16 protein-coding genes are annotated in these 20,958 nt (G+C 34.0%); 5 read left to right on the top strand and 11 right to left on the bottom strand.

Going from position 1 to position 20,958, the window contains the following annotated elements; all coding sequences use genetic code 11:
- Nucleotides 1–111 precede the first annotated feature (111 nt).
- Genes ACFWV9_RS13580 through lspA form a run of 3 tightly spaced genes read left to right on the top strand, consistent with a single transcriptional unit; the run spans nucleotide 112 to nucleotide 2,482 of the window.
- On the top strand, nucleotides 112–1,044 hold the full coding sequence (locus ACFWV9_RS13580) for a dihydrofolate reductase (protein WP_411895774.1): 933 nt from the start codon (nucleotides 112–114) through the stop codon (nucleotides 1,042–1,044).
- Between the two features lie 38 nt (nucleotides 1,045–1,082).
- Nucleotides 1,083–1,976, top strand: a complete 894-nt coding sequence (fabD, locus tag ACFWV9_RS13575) for an ACP S-malonyltransferase (RefSeq protein WP_411895773.1) — start codon at nucleotides 1,083–1,085, stop codon at nucleotides 1,974–1,976.
- Between the two features lie 11 nt (nucleotides 1,977–1,987).
- On the top strand, nucleotides 1,988–2,482 hold the full coding sequence (gene lspA / locus ACFWV9_RS13570; RefSeq protein ID WP_411895772.1) for a signal peptidase II: 495 nt from the start codon (nucleotides 1,988–1,990) through the stop codon (nucleotides 2,480–2,482).
- 2 nt (nucleotides 2,483–2,484) lie between these two features.
- Here the strand turns inward: lspA and ACFWV9_RS13565 are convergent, their stop codons facing one another.
- Genes ACFWV9_RS13565 through ACFWV9_RS13555 form a run of 3 tightly spaced genes read right to left on the bottom strand, consistent with a single transcriptional unit; the run spans nucleotide 2,485 to nucleotide 5,953 of the window.
- Complete coding sequence (locus ACFWV9_RS13565) at nucleotides 2,485–3,762, bottom strand: amidohydrolase family protein (RefSeq protein WP_411895771.1); 1,278 nt, start codon at nucleotides 3,760–3,762, stop codon at nucleotides 2,485–2,487.
- A 10-nt stretch (nucleotides 3,763–3,772) separates the two neighbouring features.
- Nucleotides 3,773–4,789 carry a UDP-glucose 4-epimerase GalE gene (gene galE, locus ACFWV9_RS13560; protein ID WP_411895770.1) on the bottom strand — a complete coding sequence of 339 codons (1,017 nt, stop codon included), beginning with the start codon at nucleotides 4,787–4,789 and terminating at the stop codon, nucleotides 3,773–3,775.
- Between the two features lie 3 nt (nucleotides 4,790–4,792).
- A complete protein-coding gene (locus ACFWV9_RS13555) occupies nucleotides 4,793–5,953 on the bottom strand; it encodes a DegT/DnrJ/EryC1/StrS family aminotransferase (RefSeq protein ID WP_411895769.1) in 1,161 nt (386 codons plus the stop codon).
- A gap of 117 nt (nucleotides 5,954–6,070) precedes the next feature.
- Here ACFWV9_RS13555 and ACFWV9_RS13550 point away from each other — a divergent pair, with 117 nt between their 5' ends.
- A complete protein-coding gene (locus ACFWV9_RS13550; protein WP_411895768.1) occupies nucleotides 6,071–7,306 on the top strand; it encodes a 3-deoxy-D-manno-octulosonic acid transferase in 1,236 nt (411 codons plus the stop codon).
- Nucleotides 7,307–7,398: 92 nt separating this feature from the next.
- Nucleotides 7,399–7,788 (top strand): hypothetical protein, encoded by a 390-nt coding sequence (locus tag ACFWV9_RS13545; RefSeq protein ID WP_411895767.1) that lies wholly within the window; start codon nucleotides 7,399–7,401, stop codon nucleotides 7,786–7,788.
- A gap of 37 nt (nucleotides 7,789–7,825) precedes the next feature.
- Here ACFWV9_RS13545 and ACFWV9_RS13540 read toward each other — a convergent pair whose 3' ends face one another.
- The 8 genes from ACFWV9_RS13540 to ACFWV9_RS13505 form a co-directional block, all read right to left on the bottom strand.
- The gene (locus ACFWV9_RS13540; protein WP_411895766.1) at nucleotides 7,826–8,830 is read right to left on the bottom strand and encodes a LacI family DNA-binding transcriptional regulator; all 1,005 of its coding nucleotides are present in this window, start codon (nucleotides 8,828–8,830) and stop codon (nucleotides 7,826–7,828) included.
- A 44-nt stretch (nucleotides 8,831–8,874) separates the two neighbouring features.
- A complete protein-coding gene (locus ACFWV9_RS13535) occupies nucleotides 8,875–10,992 on the bottom strand; it encodes a thioredoxin domain-containing protein (RefSeq protein ID WP_411895765.1) in 2,118 nt (705 codons plus the stop codon).
- Nucleotides 10,993–11,108: 116 nt separating this feature from the next.
- Nucleotides 11,109–12,401 (bottom strand): T9SS type A sorting domain-containing protein, encoded by a 1,293-nt coding sequence (locus tag ACFWV9_RS13530; RefSeq protein ID WP_411895764.1) that lies wholly within the window; start codon nucleotides 12,399–12,401, stop codon nucleotides 11,109–11,111.
- Between the two features lie 179 nt (nucleotides 12,402–12,580).
- Entirely contained in the window at nucleotides 12,581–13,939 is a 1,359-nt protein-coding gene (locus tag ACFWV9_RS13525; RefSeq protein WP_411895763.1) for a T9SS type A sorting domain-containing protein, read from the bottom strand.
- Nucleotides 13,940–14,144: 205 nt separating this feature from the next.
- The gene (locus ACFWV9_RS13520) at nucleotides 14,145–17,444 is read right to left on the bottom strand and encodes a VCBS repeat-containing protein (protein WP_411895762.1); all 3,300 of its coding nucleotides are present in this window, start codon (nucleotides 17,442–17,444) and stop codon (nucleotides 14,145–14,147) included.
- A 90-nt stretch (nucleotides 17,445–17,534) separates the two neighbouring features.
- Nucleotides 17,535–18,425 (bottom strand): glycosyl hydrolase family 17 protein, encoded by an 891-nt coding sequence (locus ACFWV9_RS13515; RefSeq protein ID WP_411895761.1) that lies wholly within the window; start codon nucleotides 18,423–18,425, stop codon nucleotides 17,535–17,537.
- A gap of 15 nt (nucleotides 18,426–18,440) precedes the next feature.
- Entirely contained in the window at nucleotides 18,441–19,355 is a 915-nt protein-coding gene (locus ACFWV9_RS13510) for a glycosyl hydrolase family 17 protein (RefSeq protein ID WP_411895760.1), read from the bottom strand.
- Between the two features lie 23 nt (nucleotides 19,356–19,378).
- On the bottom strand, nucleotides 19,379–20,944 hold the full coding sequence (locus ACFWV9_RS13505) for an MFS transporter (protein ID WP_411895759.1): 1,566 nt from the start codon (nucleotides 20,942–20,944) through the stop codon (nucleotides 19,379–19,381).
- Nucleotides 20,945–20,958 lie beyond the last annotated feature (14 nt).

Raw genomic sequence — 20,958 nt, 5'->3', positions numbered from 1 at the left:
AACCCTGATTATCAACTATATCGTTTGCGAAAAACCAATGATTCTAAAGTCTTCAGAATACTATAACGTTTTAGTGAAAAATAGGTATCTTTATCTCTTCAAATTACAATTATGTTTGGTAAGAAAAAACAAGTTTCTTCTATAGATAAAGAACAATTAGAAATCATAGAATATGCGCAAAAGCGGATAAGGCAAAAAAAGCGTCTTTACATCCATTTCGTAATATTTTTAATTGGCGCCGTTTTCTTAATTATTGCTAATACCGTATTAGGAATTGGTAAAGATTTTACCATCGCTGGTGTAAATTGGTTTGTGTATGCCATATTAGCTTGGTTATTCCTATTTATATATCATTTCATTAATGTGTTTATTACCAATAAGTTTATGGGTAAAGATTGGGAGAAAATGCAGTTAGATAAATTAGTAAACCAACAACAAACACGTATTGATGCTCTTAAAAAAGATTTTCTAAAAGAAGAATCAAAAATAGCTCAATCACAGGCTTATAACGAAGCCCAATCACCAACTGAGATTTCAGAAAAAAAAAAGACTAGAGTATTAACTGTAATAGTTGCGGTAGGAGAAAACAATGCCATTGGCAAAGACAATGATCTTATTTGGCATTTAAGCGATGACCTTAAACGCTTTAAAAAATTAACTAATGGTCATCACATAATTATGGGACGAAAGACTTTTGAAAGTTTTCAGAAACCTCTTCCTAATCGCACTCATATTGTTATTACAAGACAAGAAAATTATAATGCACCTGATGGCATCATCATAGTCAATAGCTTAGAAGATGCAATTGATGCCTCAAAAAAAGATGACCAACCATTTATTATTGGCGGAGGCGAAATATACAAACAATCTATAGGTATTGCTGACAAGCTCGAAATTACAAGGGTTCATGCCACTTTTGATGATGCAGATACGTTTTTCCCTGAAATTGATAAATCCATGTGGAATGAAGTGAGTAGAACTGTCCATGATGCAGATGAAAAACATAAACATGCATTTTCATTTGTTACATATTTGAGAAAATAAATATTCCTATTTTTGCATCACTTAAAAATTAGATCAACATGAACGCATATATATTTCCAGGTCAGGGCGCACAGTTTTCGGGAATGGGTTTAGACCTTTATGAAAACTCTCCTTTAGCACAAGAGTTATTTGAAAAAGCAAATGATATTTTAGGGTTTCATATTACGGATATTATGTTTGAAGGCTCTGCAGAAGACCTCAAACAAACAAAGGTTACGCAGCCTGCTATTTTTCTGCACTCCGTAATATTAGCAAAAACAATTGGAGAAAGTTTCAAACCAGACATGGTTGCAGGACATTCCCTTGGTGAATTCTCTGCACTCGTTGCAAATGGTGCCTTAACTTTTGAAGATGGTCTTAAATTAGTGTCTCAACGTGCACAAGCCATGCAAAAAGCCTGTGAAATACAACCGAGTACAATGGCTGCAGTACTGGGATTAGATGACGATATTGTTGAAAAAGTTTGTGCAATGACTGAAGGCGTAGTTGTGGCTGCTAATTATAACTGTCCTGGTCAATTAGTTATTTCTGGAGAAATTGAAGCTATAAACAAAGCTTGTGAGTCTTTAAAAGAAGAAGGTGCAAGACGTGCTTTAGTTCTTCCAGTTGGTGGTGCTTTTCACTCGCCTATGATGGAACCTGCTCGTGAAGAATTAGCTGCAGCTATAGAAAGTACAACCTTTAGTACACCAAATTGCCCAATATATCAGAATGTAACCGCCACTGCAATTACTGATGAAAATGAAATAAAGGCAAATTTAATTAGTCAATTAACAGCTCCTGTACGTTGGACACAATCTGTAAAGCAAATGGTTGCAGATGGCGCTACCCATTTTACTGAAGTTGGTCCTGGCAAAGTATTACAAGGTCTGGTAAAGAAAATACACAGAGAGGCTGAAACATCTTCTGCTAGTTTAGATTCTAACGCCTAATACAATTCATTTTGAATAGAAACATATTTATTACCCTACTTATAGCATTTAACATAGCAATTGATCAAATCTCAAAAGCAATTGTTAGATCTAATATGATAGAAGGAGCTCGCGGAGAGATTGACGTTATTAAAGACTATTTTCAACTGATTTGGGTAGAAAATAAAGGTGCTTTTTTAGGTATGGGTAGTGATATGAACCCTACCTTAAAACTAATTTTTCTTCTAATATTACCAACTATTGTTCTTGGTTATGTAATTTATTACATAGTCAAAACAAAAGAATTAGATCGTACTAGTTTAATTGCATTTTGTTGCATAGTTGGTGGTGGAATTGCAAATGTTTTTGATAGAATTGTATATGGTCAGGTAACAGATTTTTTCTTTATAAAAATTACAGAAACAATTAAAACGGGAATCTTCAATGTTGCAGATTTATCCGTAACAACAGGTATGATTATGTTATTATTCAGTGGTGTATTTAATAAAAAGAAAAAAGAAGCTTAAGGTTATTTTTTGTAAATAATACCATCCTTCATAACGAAACTAACCCGTTCCATTGTGGTTATATCCTTAGTAGGATCTTCATCTACAGCAATAATATCTGCTAAGAAACCTTCTTCAATTTGACCCAATTTATTTTCCATCTTCAAAATCATGGCATTCGTAACAGTTGCGCTTTGGATTGTTTCTATTGCAGGCATTCCAGCTTCGGCCATATATGCAAACTCCTTACCATTATCTCCATGAAAAAATACTGCTGCATCAGTACCAAATGCAATACCAACGCCAGACTTATAAGCTCTGCCAAACATATCTTGAATTTTAGGACCAATATTTAAAGCTTTAGGCACAATAATATCTGGATAGTATCCTTTAATTTGAGCTTTCTCAGTTACAAATTTCCCAGCAGAAATTGTAGGCACCAGATATACGTCGTGTTTTTTCATTAACTCCATAGTCTCGTCACTCATTAGAGTTCCGTGCTCTATAGTTTTTACACCACCTAAAATAGCGCGTTGCATTCCTTCATCACCATGCGCATGTGCCGCAACATGAAATCCATAATCATTAGCGGTTTCACAAATAGTTTTTATTTCTTCTATAGTAAATTGAGGATTCTGACCACTTTTAGCAACGCTCAAAACACCACCAGTTGCAGTGATTTTTATTAAGTCTGCACCATTTTTATAACGCTGTCTCACGGCTTTTTTAGCATCTTCAACACCATTAACTATACCTTCCTTTGGTCCTGGATTTCCAATTAAACTCCGTTTTGCACCATTAGTTGGATCTGCATGACCACCTGTTGTGGCTAATGCTTTTTCTGCTGTAAATATTCGAGGTCCATTAACTTTATTAGCATTTATAGCATTTCGTAATGATACATTTACACCAGAACCTCCCAAATCTCTAACTGTAGTGAAACCATTCATTAAAGTTATCTCAGCATATTTTACTGAATTAAACGCTACATCTGCATCATTTAAAGTATAAGCTTCAAGATATTTTTTCGGATTTGTCTCAGACTCAATATGTACATGCATATCAATTAATCCTGGCATTACCGTTTTAGACTTTAAGTCAATAATAACATCCTCAGGATTTTCTGAAGTAACAAAACCATCATTTACGGAAACGATGGTATTACCTTTTACAACAATTGTTCTTTCATTTAAAACTTTACCTGTTTCTGTGTCTATAAGTTTACCACAGTGTAAATATGTGTTTTGCGACACTATAGAAAGAGTAAATGTGAATACTAAGATGTTCAGTAAAGTTCTCATATTAGATTTATTAATTTCTTATTTTTTTCTCCCAATTCCAGGCAGATGCCATGGCATCATCTAAAGTAGATTCTGTTTTCCAACCTAGAACATCATTAGCGTGAGTTGTGTCAGCGTAGGCTGCGATAACATCGCCTTCTCTTCGATCTACAATCTTATAATTAAGTTTTTGGCCTGATACTTTTTCAAAAGATTGAATGACTTCTAAAACAGAACTCCCTTTGCCAGTACCTAAGTTAAACACCTCAAAATTTGAGTCACCTTTGTTTTCAATAAGACGTTCTAATGCAATGACATGAGCTTTTGCAACGTCTACTACATGTATATAATCTCTTATACAAGTACCATCTGGAGTAGGATAATCATCTCCAAACACAGAAAGCTGATCTCTTAAACCAATTGCTGTTTGGGTAATATAAGGCACCAAATTTTGAGGCACTCCAATAGGTAATTCCCCAATATCAGATGATGGGTGAGCACCAATTGGATTAAAATATCTTAGTGCAATAGCATTTAAATCTTCATTTACCTTACATGTATCTCTTATGATTTCCTCACCTATTTGTTTGGTGTTACCGTACGGTGATTCTGCCGGTTTAACAGGAGCAGATTCTGTAATAGGTAATTCATCTGCCTGCCCATAAACTGTACAAGAAGAACTAAAAATAAAATTTTTACTTTCTAACTGGCAAATTTGCTGTAACACGTAAACCAGAGTATTAATGTTATTTTCATAATACATTAATGGTTCCTTTACACTTTCACCAACAGCCTTACTAGCAGCAAAATGTATTACTCCAGCTATGTCGTTATGTTTATTAAAAAACTGATTAACACTTAACCTATCTTTTAAATCTAGCTTTTCAAAATGTGGTTTCTTTTTAGTGATTTTTGTTATACCATCTAATACTTCAATTGAGGAGTTACTGAGATTATCAATAATAACCACTTCAAAGCCTTTGTTTTGTAATTCTACTACGGTGTGAGATCCTATAAAACCTAGACCACCCGTTACTAATACTTTCATTAATTAAGAATTGGAGTTTATAAAATTTAAAACTGTACTGGTAATAAAATCAATTTGTTCATCATCAAGTTCTGTATGCATTGGTAATGATATCACAGATTTCACTAGTTCATTGGTCACCGTGAAATCTGCTTCATTATAACGATTATCAGTATAGGCTTTCTGATTATGTAAGGGTATAGGATAATAAACACCACAAGGAATACTCTTTTCATTTAAGTGCGCTACTAACGCATCTCTGTCCACATCCTTAAGGTTTAAGGTGTATTGATGAAATACATGACAATCACAAGTATTGCAAATCCCATCACATTCACTTCTACCTGATGGAATAGTTATTTTCTCATGTTCTTTAAAGGCGTTATTATACTTTCTTGCTGTATTTCGTCGTGTGTCATTGTAAGTATCTAAATGCGGGAGTTTAGCATCTAACACTGCAGCTTGAATAGAATCTAATCTAGAATTTACACCCACGACATCATGATGGTAGCGTTTATACATTCCATGATTTACAATTCCTCTAATAGTATGTGCTAGATCATTATCATTTGTAAATATTGCTCCACCATCACCATAACAACCCAAATTTTTTGAAGGAAAAAAAGAGGTTGATGCCACATCTCCAATAACACCTGTCTTTATTTTTGATCCATCTTTACTTGTATAATTGGCACCAATGCCTTGAGCATTGTCTTCAATAACATATAAATTATGTTGTTTGGCCAGGTCCATAATTTCATCCATATTGGCTGCCAAGCCAAAAAGATGAACAGGTACAATTGCTTTTGTTTTAGGTGTAATGGCCTTCTTAATAGCATCTACATCTATATTAAAAGTTATAGGATCCACATCTACCAATACAGGTGTTAGTTGTAATAACGCGATTACTTCTACTGTAGCTGCAAAAGTAAAATCTGCGGTAATTACCTCATCTCCTGGCTTTAATTCTAAACCCATCATAGCAATTTGCAATGCATCTGTTCCATTTGCACATGGAATAACATGTTTGGCACCTAAATAATCCTCTAGATTTTTCTGAAACTGATGAACTTTTGGACCATTTATAAATGCCGCACTATCCATTACTTCTTTAATTGAAGGATCTACAACATCTTTAATTTTCGAATATTGACTCTGAAGGTCAACCATTTGGATTTTTTTCATTCTGAAGAATTCTTTTAAAGCGTTAATAGCTTACAACTAGAGCGAAAATACGAAAATGTAATTGCTATGCCAATGCATTTAATTGAAAGAAATGTATTTTAGCACAAATTTCAACAATTGAAAGTATTTTATAACATAGGGATTTATATTGCCGGTGTTTTTATTAAAATTTTTGCTGTTTTTAATCCTAAATTAAAATTAGGAGTAGCAGGCAGAAAAGACACATTCTATCTCCTTAAATCTGCAATTGATGAAAATGATAATGTGTTTTGGTTTCACTGTGCCTCACTCGGTGAATATGAGCAAGGTCTTCCTGTATTTGAAGCTTTGAAAGAAAAATATTTAGACTTTAAAATTGTACTTAGCTTTTTCTCACCATCTGGCTATGAGATAAGAAAAAATGCAGATATAGCAGATATTGTAGTCTATTTACCTCTGGATACAAATAAGAATGCTAAGCGTTTTCTTGATTTGGTGAATCCTACATATGTCATTTTTGTAAAATATGAAATATGGCCTAATCTTCTCAATGAAATAAAAAAACGAAAGATTAATGCAATACTGATTTCAGCACTTTTTAGAGAAAATCAAAGTTTTTTCAAATGGTATGGTACATTTATGAGCAAAGCTATATTTGCATTCAAGCATATTTTTACTCAAGATGAAAAATCAAAACAACTCCTAGAAACAATTGAATATCATAATGTTACCATTTCTGGTGACACAAGATTCGACCGTGTATCAAATCAACTAAAAGTTGATAATTCACTTCCTTTTCTAGAACAATTTATTAATGATAAGTTATGTTTTGTTTTTGGTAGCACTTGGCCAGAAGATGATAAATTATACATTGATTTTATTAATAACAATTCTGATAAGGATGTAAAGTATGTAATTGCTCCTCATAATATTAAACCCAATTACATTGCTTCATACAAAGCACAATTGAAAGGCAAATACATTACCTTTTCTGAGATGAATAGTGAAAATTTTAGTGATTATAATATTTTCATTTTAGACACTATCGGTTATTTGTCTAAGGCTTATAGTTATGCAGATATAGCTTACGTTGGTGGTGGAGCGGGCTCGACTGGTCTTCATAATATACTAGAGCCGGCTGTATTTGGCATACCTATAATAATTGGGAAAAATTATGAAAAGTTTCCTGAGGCCAAAGCGCTACTGGCTTCAAATGGTCTAGTATCTGTAAATTCGAAAATTAAATTTGATAAAATTGTGGCTTCACTGATAAACAATGTGTCCAAACGTAAAGCAATGGGTACCATTAACGAGAATTTCATTAAAGAAAATAAAGGTGCCGTAAACCAAATACTAGATTATATTCGTATATAAAATCGTAACATCGATAAATAGCACTATAAATGTTAAAATTTCATTAAAAATGCTATTTTCGTACTATAACAATTAACACTAAAACTATTAACATGAAAAGAATTGTAATGAGTTTAGCACTAGTTGCTGCTCTAGGACTATCTTTAAACTCTTGTAGAGAAACAAAAGAAAAAACTGAAAATGCTGTAGAAAAAGCAGCTGACTCAGCAACGGATGCTGTAAATGATGCTAAAGACGCTGCAACCGATGCGGTTGATGACGCAGCTGAAATGGCTAACGATGCGGTTGACAGTGCAAAAGATGCAGCTAACGATGCTGTTGATGCAGTAAAAGAAGGTGCCGAAGATATGGCTAACGATGCTAAGGATGTTGCAAACGATGCGGTTGACAAAGTAAAGGAAGCTGGTGATGATGCTATTGAAAAAGCTAAAGATGCTGGTAATGACGCAGTAGATAAAGCTAAAGGAAGTATTGGTAACTAATACCAATTAAAATAATGAGTTAAGCCTGGTCATATGATCAGGCTTTTTTTGTTGACCCACTTAGTTTAAGTTCACTCGGAACTATTATAGTCTGTAATTCGTGAGTTTCGTTATTGAGATTTTCAATTAAGAGCTTAATTGCAATTTCACCTATTTCGAATGCCTTTTGATGAATAATAGAAATCTTAGGACTCGATATTATCTGTGTGTTTTCATAACCAAAACCAATAACAGAAATATCTTTTGGGATCTCCTTCCCTAACTTTCTAGCCATATTAATCGCTACAATTCCCGTGATATGATCATTAGAGATTATAGCATCTATTTGGTCATTATTCTTTAGATATGAGAAAAGTGCTTCTTCCACATCTTTTACGTTATCTAATTTTAAAATGTCGCTTGTAAGATTATTTTCTGCAACTGCCTGTTTGTACCCATTTATCCTGAGCTTACCAACACTCAATTCTTCAATATTACTAATTAGTAAAATGTTCTTTCTTTTCTCCTCTTCAGCAAGATATTTTGTTGCTTCATAAACAGATTGAAAATCATCTACAATGACTTTATCACAAACAATATCCTTTACAACTCTATCGAACATTAAAACAGGAATTTTTCTTTCTAGAATTGAATTAATATGATCCCATTGCTCCTTAACTTGACTCTCCCTCGCTACTGCCATTATAAAACCATCAACACTACCATTAGATAACAACTCTAAACTTCTGGCTTCCTTAGCACAGGTTTCTTCTGAGAGACATACAATAATATCATAATCGTTCTTAGATGAAGCTGTCTCGATACCATGTAAAACCTCTGCAAAGAAGGGATTGGTCACTGTAGGAAGAATAACTCCAATCGTTTTTGTTTTATTGGTTTTTAACTGTTGTGCAATCCTATTTGGCTTATAGTTGAGTTTTTCCGCTAGTTCGTGAACCCTTATTTTAGTTTGTGTACTAATTTCATGACTGTCATTTAATGCCTTGGACACTGTAGAAACAGATATGTTGAGTAGCTTCGCTAATTCCTTTAGTGTAGTCATAATTCGTTTTTATTTAAAATAAAGATAATACTTCTATCTACTATTTATTTTTCTATCTGCTTTAGTGCCACTTCAACTTCAGCAACAGGTAATTTACATGTGCCATTAACACAAACATAAATTAAAGTATTGTCTTCTGTAAATTTATTAATTAATAGTGGTAAGTCATCTTCTTGCGTAGCTCCTGCAATAATTATATTAGGTATAAATTTACTATTAACTTCGTTTATTTTTTCTAATGCATTGGGTCCACTAATTGCTACCTCATAAAATGGATTCGCAAAACTGATATATAGCTCTAACCAATTTGTAAATGCCGTAGGAGATTTAACTATATCTCCATTAATATTACTTAACATTTGTTCGGCTCGTTCAGTATAAGATTTATCATAATAGTAATGGCCCAATTTAAAGAGGTTTTCTGCCAATACTGAATTAGAAGCTGGTATTACATTATCATAAACTTCAGTTTTTCGCGCAATGAGATTATTGACTTTATCTGAAGTGAAATAGAACATACTATTCTCATTGTTTAAAAAATGGTCTACAGTATAATCCATTAAATCCTTAGCTAAATTTAACCAGGCTTTATCTAATGTAGTTTGATACAATTCTATGAATGCATTTATAACATGTGCATAGTCCTCTGCAAAACCATCAATTGCACTAGTCCCATCTTTATAACTATGTAGTAATTGGCCATTAGGTTGAAGCTGTTTTTCCTTAATAAAATTGGCATTATTTAATGCCTGCATTAAATAAGCTTTATTACCTAAAGCTCTATATGCATCTAAATACGCTTTTAGCATAAGAGCATTCCAAGATGTAAGTGCCTTATCATCTAATCTTGGACGATTTCTTTTATTGCGTTCTACAGAAAGCATGTTCTTCCATTGCTTTAATTTAGATTGAAACGAATTTGGATCAATATTATTTTGCTTTGTAAATTCGGTATCGGATTTAGTTTTATACAGAATGTACTGCCCTTTTTCCCATTGGCCAATATTATTTATGTTGTAATACGCTTTAAATAAATCATAATCTTCTTTTAATATTTTTTTGAGCTCTTCCTTTGTCCAAGTGTAATAAATACCTTCTTCTAGTTCATCATTTTCATTTTTACTATCCGCATCTAACGAAGAATAAAATGCACCCTCGGATGAAGTCATTTCTGCATTAATAAAATCTAAGGTCTCAATTATGATTCCTTTATAATCTTCATTCTCTGTTAGCTTATAAGCCTCAGCATATAGACTAACTAATTGAGCATTATCATAAAGCATTTTTTCAAAATGAGGCACATGCCATTTATCATCTACGGAATACCTTGAAAAACCACCTGCTATTTGATCATATAAACCACCATAGGCCATTTTATTCAATGTGTTGGTGACATATTCTAAAAGTTCTGTGTCATTAAATTGATGTGCATAACGCAATGACAAACTCAAATGGCTTGGCATCGGGAATTTGGGTGCCTTTTTCTGACCACCCAACTTAAAATCTAGATTAGTTTTAAAGTTGGTTATTATATCCTTTAGCTCTGATGCTTCAAATGGTGTTTTCTCTTTGTTAACTTCAATTAAATCCGTCTTAATAACGCCTTCAGTCAATTTTTCTGCGTAGGAAATCATTTTTTGTGGATCAGACTCAAAAAGAGAAGATGTCTGTTTTAAAACTTTTAGCCATTGGTCTTTGGTAAAATAGGTGCCACCAAATACTGGCCTCCCATCCGGCAGAGCAATAACGTTTAAGGGCCAACCAGCACTCCCTGTCATTAATGTTACAGCATTGACATATACTTGATCTACATCTGGACGTTCTTCTCTATCTACTTTAATATTGATGAATTTCTCATTCATCAGTTTTGCGACAGTATCGTTTTCAAAACTTTCTTCTTCCATAACATGGCACCAGTGGCATGCAGAATAACCAATTGAAATCACAACAAGTTTCTTCTCTGCTATTGCAAGTGCTAATGCTTCATCATTCCATGCTTTCCAATTCACAGGATTATAGGCATGTTGCAATAAATAAGGGCTGGTCTCCTTAATTAAGTCATTTGGTTTTACACCCTTTTCATTAACTGCTAGGTTTGTTTCTTGGTTACACCCAAACAATAATAAAGAAACACATAATATGAGAACCGTCCTATTTATCATTTAGGTTTTAATTGTTGAAGATTAAATTTAGTTAATTGACTGCTTATAATGAAAAAAGCGTGCTTACAAAATATTAACACGCTTTATTATTATACCTATAAAAGTCTTATTAAATATTATTGTCTAACAAGCTTAAGCGTTGCTGTACCGTTTACACCTTCAATTCTAGCGAAGTATACACCTGATTTTAATGTAGAGGCATCTATTGTAGTTTCAGTAGTATTAGGTGTTATAGCTAATACTTCTTTACCTAAAATATCATAGACGGCAACTTTACTCATAAAAGAATTGCTTTTTATATTCCAATCGTTATTTGTTGGGTTAGGATATGCACTAAAACTTTCAGTGTCAAATTCATTTATAGAAAGTAAGTTTTGCGTTAATAGTATATTATCTACATATACAATTCCACTATTATCTACACTATCATTAAGTGGGCTGAATTTCCATTGCCACAATGCCGTATTTGCAAAACCTATATTTGTAAAGAAAGACATCGGAATTTGAACTTTAGTCCAAGCTTCATTTACAACAGGTTCTTGAATACTGATTTGGTACTTATGTTCTGTAATTCCACCGTTGTTGCTAATTAATACAAAATCAAAACCAACAACCGTAGGGCCAGCCCAATAGTCAAATGAAACAAAGCCATAAGAAGATACATCATCAGGACCACCTTCACCTTGACCCCAACCTGCAACACCAAAATTAAATTTAAGCGCTTTATTCTCTGTAGCTGAAGCGTCTAAATCTGGCTCGCCTGAAAGGGTACCAAAAGTATAAGCAACCGGAAAATTAGTTGAAAAACCTGGGCTATCATTATAGATACTATAAACTTCAGAATCCGGTGCGTTTGGCACAGTTGCCGGACCAGAAGGTACTGGGTCTGGTGGAATTACCGCACCGTTTGGCCCGTCTATGTCATCAATATAATATGTGCCAGTTGCAGTATTACCCTCACCAGAATCTGCAAATAAGACCAAAATTGGATAATCATTGGCTAAACCAGGACCAAAATTAAGCGTTACCGTTTGCCACCCTGCAACTGAAGTACTAAAGTATAGTTCTGTAACTGTAGGACTACTTGACGCTCCTTCTAATTTGAGCAAATGCGTCCTAGTTGTTGCGTCTGGTGTCCAAAACTCTAGAGTTATGGTATTATTATTGTCATCTGATAAATCAATGTATGTACCCATGTTAATAGATGCACCATCAAAGTCTGCGCCATTACTAGTTAATTCTAATACTTGGTTAGACGCATTTGTTGGGTCAACTAAGACAGCTACTGTTGCCCCATTAAAAGCACTCCAATTATCATCCTCAGAGACTTCAAAATCTAATGGGAATTCTTGAGCCATAATGCCAAGTGGCAATATAAAGGCTAAACATAAAAACGTAATTTTTTTCATAATAGTATATTTAATTATTAAAAATCAAATGACCTATACTGACACCATTTTACTTTACTGATTAAAAGTTAGTAAGACGAAATAAATTAAGTCAATTGAAAACTTACAAAGAAAAAAAAGCGTGCATATAAAATATAAGCACGCTATAAATTTATAACTATAATTTATCTTAAAAAGACTTATTGTCTAACAAGCTTAACAGTTTTAGTACCACTTACACCTTCAATTCTAGCAAAATATACGCCAGTTCTAAATGTAGAAGCATCTATTGTAGCCTCAGTCGCATTAGGAGTAATAGTTAATACTTCTTTACCTAAAATATCAAATAATGAAACTTTGCTCATTTCAGAGTTGCTGTTAATATTCCACTCACCGTTAGTTGGGTTAGGGAATACACTAAACTCAGCCGTATCAAATTCATCTGTACTCAATACTTGATTGTTGTGGAAATATAAGTTATCAAAAAACACAGGACCATAAGCTGGACCTTGTAAAATGATTTGTAATATTCTGATGTTGTTATAATTTGTATTTCCGTCTGCATTTGCAAAACTAGAAATTGGCACATCTATTGATATCCACTCACCTGTTGATGTAACTGGTGCTTGATAGAAATTATTAGACTCTGGAGCATCTGAAGGGTCATAGTTTAATGCTTGAACCGTAAAAACTTCTCCTCCTGCTATAGTACCTTCTACCCAAATATCAACATGGTAATGAGTCATCCCTGATAAATCTTCTGAAGTTCCTGGAGGTGCAAAATAATTGTATTGATATCCTCCACCTGGAGCACCTGTTAATTGGTAAGTGTTATTACCATCAACTGTTACATCTGTTAGTGAAGAGGCTGCGAATACATCTATCTGACCCCAGTTTGTAGACTGTGTATAAGAATCACTGTAAAGTGCAACTACATCACTTGCTGCTCTTGCAGGAGGTGTTGGCGCAGCGACAGTTGGGAGCGCCGGAGGTGCAATTGCTGCACCAGCAACAGCCGTAATGTCATCTACTAAAATAGTTAGAGCACCTATTGGTGAAGGATTACCTCCAGCACTATCTGAATTAGTATATATTGTAAATTGGCCATATTCTCCGTCTGCAGCAGGAAATCCAGTTGGTGGAGCACTGAAATCAAATGACATAGTTTGCCATCCACCTCCAGCATGACTTGCAACTGCTCGAGAAGTAGCAGCACCACTTTGGCCTAACTCAACTTGACCAGTCAAATAAAATGTGTTACCGTCATTATTGAAAACATCAACAGTAACAGTTTTATTAGTTGACAAATCCATGAAGTTAGTGTCTAAAACAACATAGATACCCTGCCAAACCTCACCTGCAGCATTATTTATAGCTTCACCAACATTATCAGATCCATCCGTTGTTAAACTAGTAGCGATACTACCAAAGCCACCATAATCCCCCGTAGCTCCTCCACCGGCATTTAAAGTAAGCGTGTCAAAATCTTCAAGAATCACCTGAGCCGAACCCACGAATGAAACCAGAACCATTAAAATTAAAAAAGTAATTTTTTTCATGTTTGTTTATTATTTAGTTAATATTTTACACAATAACGTGAATATAATTCAAAAAAAGGCGAAAAACAACCTATACAAAAACTATACAAGTCATATTTTAACGCTTTGTAAGATTTTTTGTTCACAATACTAAGTATTTGATATATAGATATTTAATTTTCTTGTAAGTAAATATTACTAAAACACAACTATACAGCAATACTGATTATCCTTTAGTATTGAATATTTTTAATTCATCATTGTTATTTGTAACCACTATGGATTTTTGACCATTTATTGTTATTTGGGATAAATGTCTGCTATCAAAAGGCACATAAAAACCACTTTCTTTTGGGTTCATGGCCTTAAATGATCCATCTCTAGTGCCTAAAAGAATGTTACCATATCCTGCATCATATCGTGTTGTCTCTACTTCGACACCATAATGATTCCCTGCAACCAAAATATCATTAATACCATCGCCATTAAAATCTAAAACCATGGATGATTTTATTGGTGAAACCTGTGCTTCATTTGGTAGTGATTTCTTAACAAAATGATCTCCTTCATTAATTAAAACTACACTCTCAAAACTCTTAATCTCGTATATAACCGCCTCATCAACTTTATCCTCAGGTAATATTTCAAATAACTTAGAAGATGCGAAACTGTGGTAATCCTCAAACTTTTCTGCTACATAAGGCATCTGTTGACTGGTACATTCTCTACCTCTCACAGGTACATAATCGTCTTTATAAAATTTTGCTAATACAATATCGTTAGTACCATTATCATCAAAGTCATTGGCATATACTTTGAAGGGATGTTCTTCTGATGCCTTAAATTTATTATTCTTCCCTAAGTTGCCCAATACATAATCATCATCACCATCACCATCTAAATCGGCAGCAGTAATAGACCACCATATGCCTCGTGTATCTTCTAATCCAAAATCAGAGGATTTATCTTCAAAATTTCCGTTTACATTAAGCAGTACTTTCACTTCCATCCATTCACCAACTATCATTAAATCTTCTGTTCCATCTTTATTAATATCAGTAAACACAGCATCAGTAACCATTCCTATATTTTTAAGTGCTGGTGCTAATTCAGATGGTGCCTTTGTAAACTTTCCATTTTCATTAATAAGCAAGTAACTATCAGCCGGAAAAGTATATTGGCCTGGAATTAACCTTGTACCTACGAACAAATCTAAATCACCATCATTATCAATGTCAGATCCCTTTACACATTGAGTGCTCTCCCCAATTTTTGGTAATACATTTTGAGTTTTACTAAATTGACCACTTCCATCATTTAGGTATAATCGATCATACATGTTAGAACTTCCGCGTTTATATTCACTGCCACCACTTGTTACATATAAATCTAAATCAGTATCACCGTCTGCATCGAAGAAAAGACAGCCTAAATCCTCAGATCCACTGTCACTTTGCCATGGCTGAGAAATAGATTTTATAAATTTTCCTGTAGTATTTTGAATATACAATACACCTGCCTGCTCTTTTGCACCGCCAACAAACAAATCATCAAGACCATCACCATTAACATCAGCTACTTCTGAAAATGGGCCGTTCTGAGACACATTATGAGGTAGTAAGATTTCCTCTACATATTCATTGAACTGGTTTTCCTTATGTTCATAATCTATACCAAGTACATTTGAATCAACTTGAGTTAGAAGGCTGTTTCCAGAAGTCTCAATTTTATTATAGGCTTCAGCCTCAGAATATTTTGCAGTAATTACTTGATTAGCTTGTACATTTTCATATATATTCGATTTTCCATTAGACCAAATAACTTCTACTTTATCAATAGTTTTAGTTTTACCTAAGCCGAAAAACAAACCTGGTTCAACTGACGAAAAATAACCTCTGGTATTAAAGTGTTCTGCAATTTGTTTTTTGTCATCATAATTTATTAAAACCTTGGCTCCAATTCCTAATCTATTCAATTCTGAACCTTCAAAGTTGACTTTTATGAAATTACCATTCGTTGTATTCTCATAAACATGTGCAAAATCTTCCATATTATTTATAACAAGGTCTAAGTCACCGTCATTATCTAAATCACCATATGCCATACCACTTGAATATGTTGGTGTATCAAAATTCCATTCGCTACTTTTATCACTAAAGTTGTAATTTCCTTTATTTACAAAAATCTGATTTCCAATTTTCTTTTTAGGGGCCTTTTTGCTTAGTTCGAAAAAGCGGTCTAATGATATATCGTCCTCTAAGTTTGACACTGATTGTTTATAATCATTATTCAATAAATCGTATTTAACACCATTCGAAATAATTATATCTTTTAAACCGTCATTATTAAAATCTTGAATTAGACCAGACCAGCTCCAATCTGTTCTAGAAATACCAATAAGGTTAGATATATCTGAAAACTCCCCATTATTCACATTGATTTGAAGTGCATTCTTCATATACTGATAGTGGTTCCCATTATTTACCAATTCATAAAACCTATCAGAGTTCATGGAAGGCATATTTACTTTTGATCTATAATGATCTGATGGTGTCATGTCTATTGTTAAAATATCTTGAAAACCATCATTGTTAATATCGTTAATATCAATACCCATACTATAAAATGAAATGTGTTTCATTTTATCATCTATAACATTTGTGAAGGTTTTATCTTTATTGTTTAATAGATACAAATCTGGTTGCTCATAATCGTTAGACACATATAAGTCCGTCCAACCATCATTATTCAAATCTCCTGCACAAACTCCTAATCCAAACTTAAAGGTCTTACCGATCAGACCTGCTTCTATGGTAATATCTTTATACTTTCCTCCCACATTCTCATATAACCTATCCGCAAAAAACCTGTAATCTTGTTTAGGTATATCATGGATTAGAAACAACTTCGCATCTGCTGGTTGATTAACCTGGTACATGTCTAGATCACCATCATTATCCATATCAAAAAATATAGCCTGGGCTGAAAAGCCCACATCAGCTAAACCATAACGTTGTGCCGATTCTGTAAACGTTAGATCTTGGTTATTAATGTAAAGTAGATTACTCCTATCTTCTAATTTCATAGAATTACCATTTCTACTCATATAAATATCTAAATATCCATCTGCATTAATATCTACCATGGTCACGCCCCAAGTCCAACCTGGTTTTCTGGCAATCTTCGATGATTTTGTAATATCCTCAAACTTTAAATCACCTTTGTTTAAATATAAACGATCGTTAACTTGATTACCACCAAAAAATATATCTGATAATCCATCATTATTTATATCACCAATGGCAACACCTGAACCACTATAAATTTGACTAAAATAAAAATGATTGAATTTAGGCGACTCCTTAATGCTATTATTAAAATCTATTCCTGTAACTTCAGAGGGCAGTAAATTAAATCCAGCGGTAAGTTGCTCAGGATTTAAATCTCGTATTGGCTGGTCGTTACAACTCCAAATAAAAAGGCATAAACAAAAAATCTGGATTAGTCTCTTACAAAAATTCTTCATCTTTCATTAAATAATTAGCTTAAGGTAAAGATATGTAATTGCGGAGATTAATCCAGATTTTTAAGTATAGAGAATTGTTAAAAAACGTGTTTAAAACTTTGGTTGTTCATTCGTATCCCAAATTCCCCAATAAGCGCCAACATCGCCTTCAGCACCCACTTTCCACGATTCATCAAAAGAGGAGAAATAGAAAATCTCAATATCTTCTTCCTGAGACCATTTCTGGGTATTAATAAAGTATTTTATTGCATTCTCCTCTGAAGGGAAAGCGCCTTGTAAATTTGTTCCTTCACTTGGCCAACCTGTTTCAGTAATTACAGTGCGTTTACCATTACCCGCTCGTTTTGCCTTATTATACATATCCTTCATGTACAATAATGAGTAATCTAAATCACATCCTTCCCAAAACGGATAACAATTTGCCAATATTATATCACATGCTTCAGTAACAGCTGGTCTTTCTTCAAACTCGTAATAAGCATCTACATAGCCTACCGGAATATCCAAATCTTTTATTGAAGCCTTTACATAGTGCAACTTATCAAGTAATTCCGCTTCCGTTAAATCACCTCTGTACATAACTTCATTACCTACAGCAGCAATATCCACCAAACCTTCATGGCAAAGACTAATTAAGCCTTCTAATTCTTTTTCATTAATCTCGGGATCATCACCTAACCAAGCTCCTACAAGCGTTTTCATTCCCATTTTCTTGGCGATTTTTGGAATCATTTCATTACCATCTGTACAAGAAAAAGAACGAATCCATTCTGTGTGTGGTTTCATAATTTCTAATCTACGATGAATCTGAGATTCTGATAATTGATCACCTGGTTTTTGTCCTTCTTCATAAGGACTAGAACATAATCCGTGTACACCAGATTTTAAAGTCTTTTTAAACATAGACTTTAATTCCTCTAGTGACTTCCCTTGATAATCTATAGAGGCTAATGCAAAAAATTTTTCATCTCTTCGAGACATAATTTTATACTTACATTAGTATTTAAGTTTTTCGTGCTTATCCCAAAGGCCCCAATATGCGCCAACATCACCTTCATCTCCTGTTTTCCACGATTCGTCAAATGAAGAAAAATAAAAAATAGGTATATCGTTTTCTTTGGTCCATCTTATGGTATCTATAAAATATTTCATGGCCGCAACATCTCCTGCTATAGCTCCCTTATAACTACCACCTTCACTAGGCCACCCGGTTTCTGTAATAATAATTGGTTTTCCCTGAGCCGCATCAACTACTTGACCATACATAGCCTGCATATGTCCTAAGGCATACTCAATCGGGCAACCTTCCCAAAATGGGTATAAGTTTGCCAGAAGTACATCTGAAATCTCAACAATTTCAGGATGACGAGAAAATTCATAGTAAGCGTCTACATATCCTACGGGAATATCCAGACCTTGTAAAGCATCCTTAACACGTTTTATATATCCTAATAATTCTTCTTTTGTGAGATCATTACGATACAATACTTCATTCCCAACCGCTGCAACGTCAACATGGCCTGCTTTGGCAAGTGCTATTAAGCTTTCTATTTCTTTTTCATTATCTTCTTTATCATCACTTAACCATGCACCAACAAGAGTTTTTAATCCTTGTTTCTTTGCTGCTACCGGAACATGTTCGTTACCTTCAATACATGAAAATGATCGGATAGCCTTCACGTACGGTTTTAAAATGCTGATACGACGTTCTACCTGCTCATAACTAATATGATCTCCTGGTGTTTGTCCATCTTCGTACATGCTAAAACATATACCGTGAAAACCATCATTCATTGTTTTAAGCCAAAGACTCTTAAGTTCTTCTAACGATAGATTTGATACATCTATTCCTTGAGTAGCTATTTGACTATAACCTTTATATTTATAATAAGATTCTTTTCTGTAACCCATTTATTTTTCTATTTATATTTTTATTATAATTCTCCTCTTCGTTCTATTAGTTCTGCTTTTATATCTCTTGCTCTTTCTTCTGTTAGATTGTATTTCCACATCACCCAAACAGCAAGAGCAGCTGTAGCGGAAGGTACAATGATATCCGCTATTCTTAAATTATTCATAGTCTCAACAGACTGTTCAGTGACATTAGGATCGAAACCTACTACACTTAAAATTACACCACCCAAAACTAGTGCTATTGATTGACCAATTTTTACCATTAACCAATAAATAGCGCCAAAAGTACCTTCTTTTCTTGGCATGCCGTTCTCTAATTCATCTAAATCACAAACATCTGCAGTCATAGACATCATCAAGGTAAATAATCCACCCATACCAAATGCGAAAAGTGGAATTGGAGCAAATATTAACCAAGGGATTTCCGTACCTGGATCAATACTAAACCAAGACATACCTATATTATCTAAAGCAGGATTTATTGATTCGAATATTGAACCCACACCAGAGTTTAAGCTTTTTGCTAAACCTGTTTGGCTAAACTCACTGTTTAGTTCCTTATCAAATCCCCACCATTTTAATATATAACCTATAACAGAAAGTACTGTTGATATTATAAATGCATTTTTCTTACCCCATTTATTAGCCATTTTGGATATAATAGGTATTACAATAAATGCCGTTATCATCGCATTAATAGTATTAAACCATGCAGGCCATGTGCCAGCAAGTTCGTAGCTACCATTGTACATGTAAAACACAATAATAAATACACCAAAGGCGGCAACTAACTGAAAACCGTTAAACACTAAGAATGTTGCTCCACAGAGCTTCATGAATGGTTTATTCTTAGAAACTTGTACAATACCCGCTAATAATTCTTTCATATTAGATGCAAGGGATTTAAAATTGATTTCTTTACGATTTTCCATATGTGAAGAATCAATTCCCTTACAAAATAGTGCTGGTAATATACCGAATACTACACACATGGCACCTACTATAAGCGCCATAGTCCTCACACCTTCTGTCTGGGTGTTAAATGTTTCAGAGTCTGGTATAATAACATATAACCAAGGCACAATTATCCAAGCAATTTGCCCCATAGTATTTGAGAATGCCATAAGACGCGTACGCTCATTATAGTCTGAAGTCATCTCGTAACCTAACCCTACTAAAGGCGTAGCAAACATGGTATTACCTATTAAGAACAGCAGTTGAACAACCATAACATGCCAGATGATGTAGCTTTGCGATGCATTATCATCTAATTGCCACATTAAGAAGAAAAGTATACCACTTAAAATTGCACCTACAAATATATATGGTCTACGACGACCCCATCTAGATTTTGTGTTATCTGAGATAAAGCCCATTATAGGGTCTGTAACGGAATCAAATATTCTAGGCAAACCACCTAAGAGGCCGGCCCAAAGGGGGTCAACTCCCCAAGCAGTTAATAAAAAGAATTGAATAAAGACACCTAAGGTTCCTGGTAAAATGTTTAATATAAAATGACCAGAACCAAATGCAGCCTTTTGACCCATTGGCACTTTATCTCTTTTTGGTGTAGCGATGTTAGACATAATTGTATTAGTTA

Origin of the sequence: Winogradskyella sp. A2 (assembly GCF_046762865.1) — a bacterium.
Lineage (GTDB): Bacteria > Bacteroidota > Bacteroidia > Flavobacteriales > Flavobacteriaceae > Winogradskyella.
This window is presented reverse-complemented; position numbering and strand designations above follow the sequence as displayed.

Bases quoted from the DNA above. Each gene is read 5' to 3' on its own strand.
- ACFWV9_RS13580 (WP_411895774.1), top strand. From the start codon at position 112: ATGTTTGGTAAGAAAAAACAAGTTTCTTCTATAGATAAAGAACAATTA.
- fabD (WP_411895773.1), top strand. From the start codon at position 1,083: ATGAACGCATATATATTTCCAGGTCAGGGCGCACAGTTTTCGGGAATG.
- ACFWV9_RS13565 (WP_411895771.1), bottom strand. From the start codon at position 3,762: ATGAGAACTTTACTGAACATCTTAGTATTCACATTTACTCTTTCTATA.
- galE (WP_411895770.1), bottom strand. From the start codon at position 4,789: ATGAAAGTATTAGTAACGGGTGGTCTAGGTTTTATAGGATCTCACACC.
- ACFWV9_RS13555 (WP_411895769.1), bottom strand. From the start codon at position 5,953: ATGAAAAAAATCCAAATGGTTGACCTTCAGAGTCAATATTCGAAAATT.
- ACFWV9_RS13545 (WP_411895767.1), top strand. From the start codon at position 7,399: ATGAAAAGAATTGTAATGAGTTTAGCACTAGTTGCTGCTCTAGGACTA.
- ACFWV9_RS13540 (WP_411895766.1), bottom strand. From the start codon at position 8,830: ATGACTACACTAAAGGAATTAGCGAAGCTACTCAACATATCTGTTTCT.
- ACFWV9_RS13535 (WP_411895765.1), bottom strand. From the start codon at position 10,992: ATGATAAATAGGACGGTTCTCATATTATGTGTTTCTTTATTATTGTTT.
- ACFWV9_RS13530 (WP_411895764.1), bottom strand. From the start codon at position 12,401: ATGAAAAAAATTACGTTTTTATGTTTAGCCTTTATATTGCCACTTGGC.
- ACFWV9_RS13525 (WP_411895763.1), bottom strand. From the start codon at position 13,939: ATGAAAAAAATTACTTTTTTAATTTTAATGGTTCTGGTTTCATTCGTG.
- ACFWV9_RS13520 (WP_411895762.1), bottom strand. From the start codon at position 17,444: ATGAAGAATTTTTGTAAGAGACTAATCCAGATTTTTTGTTTATGCCTT.
- ACFWV9_RS13515 (WP_411895761.1), bottom strand. From the start codon at position 18,425: ATGTCTCGAAGAGATGAAAAATTTTTTGCATTAGCCTCTATAGATTAT.
- ACFWV9_RS13510 (WP_411895760.1), bottom strand. From the start codon at position 19,355: ATGGGTTACAGAAAAGAATCTTATTATAAATATAAAGGTTATAGTCAA.
- ACFWV9_RS13505 (WP_411895759.1), bottom strand. From the start codon at position 20,944: ATGTCTAACATCGCTACACCAAAAAGAGATAAAGTGCCAATGGGTCAA.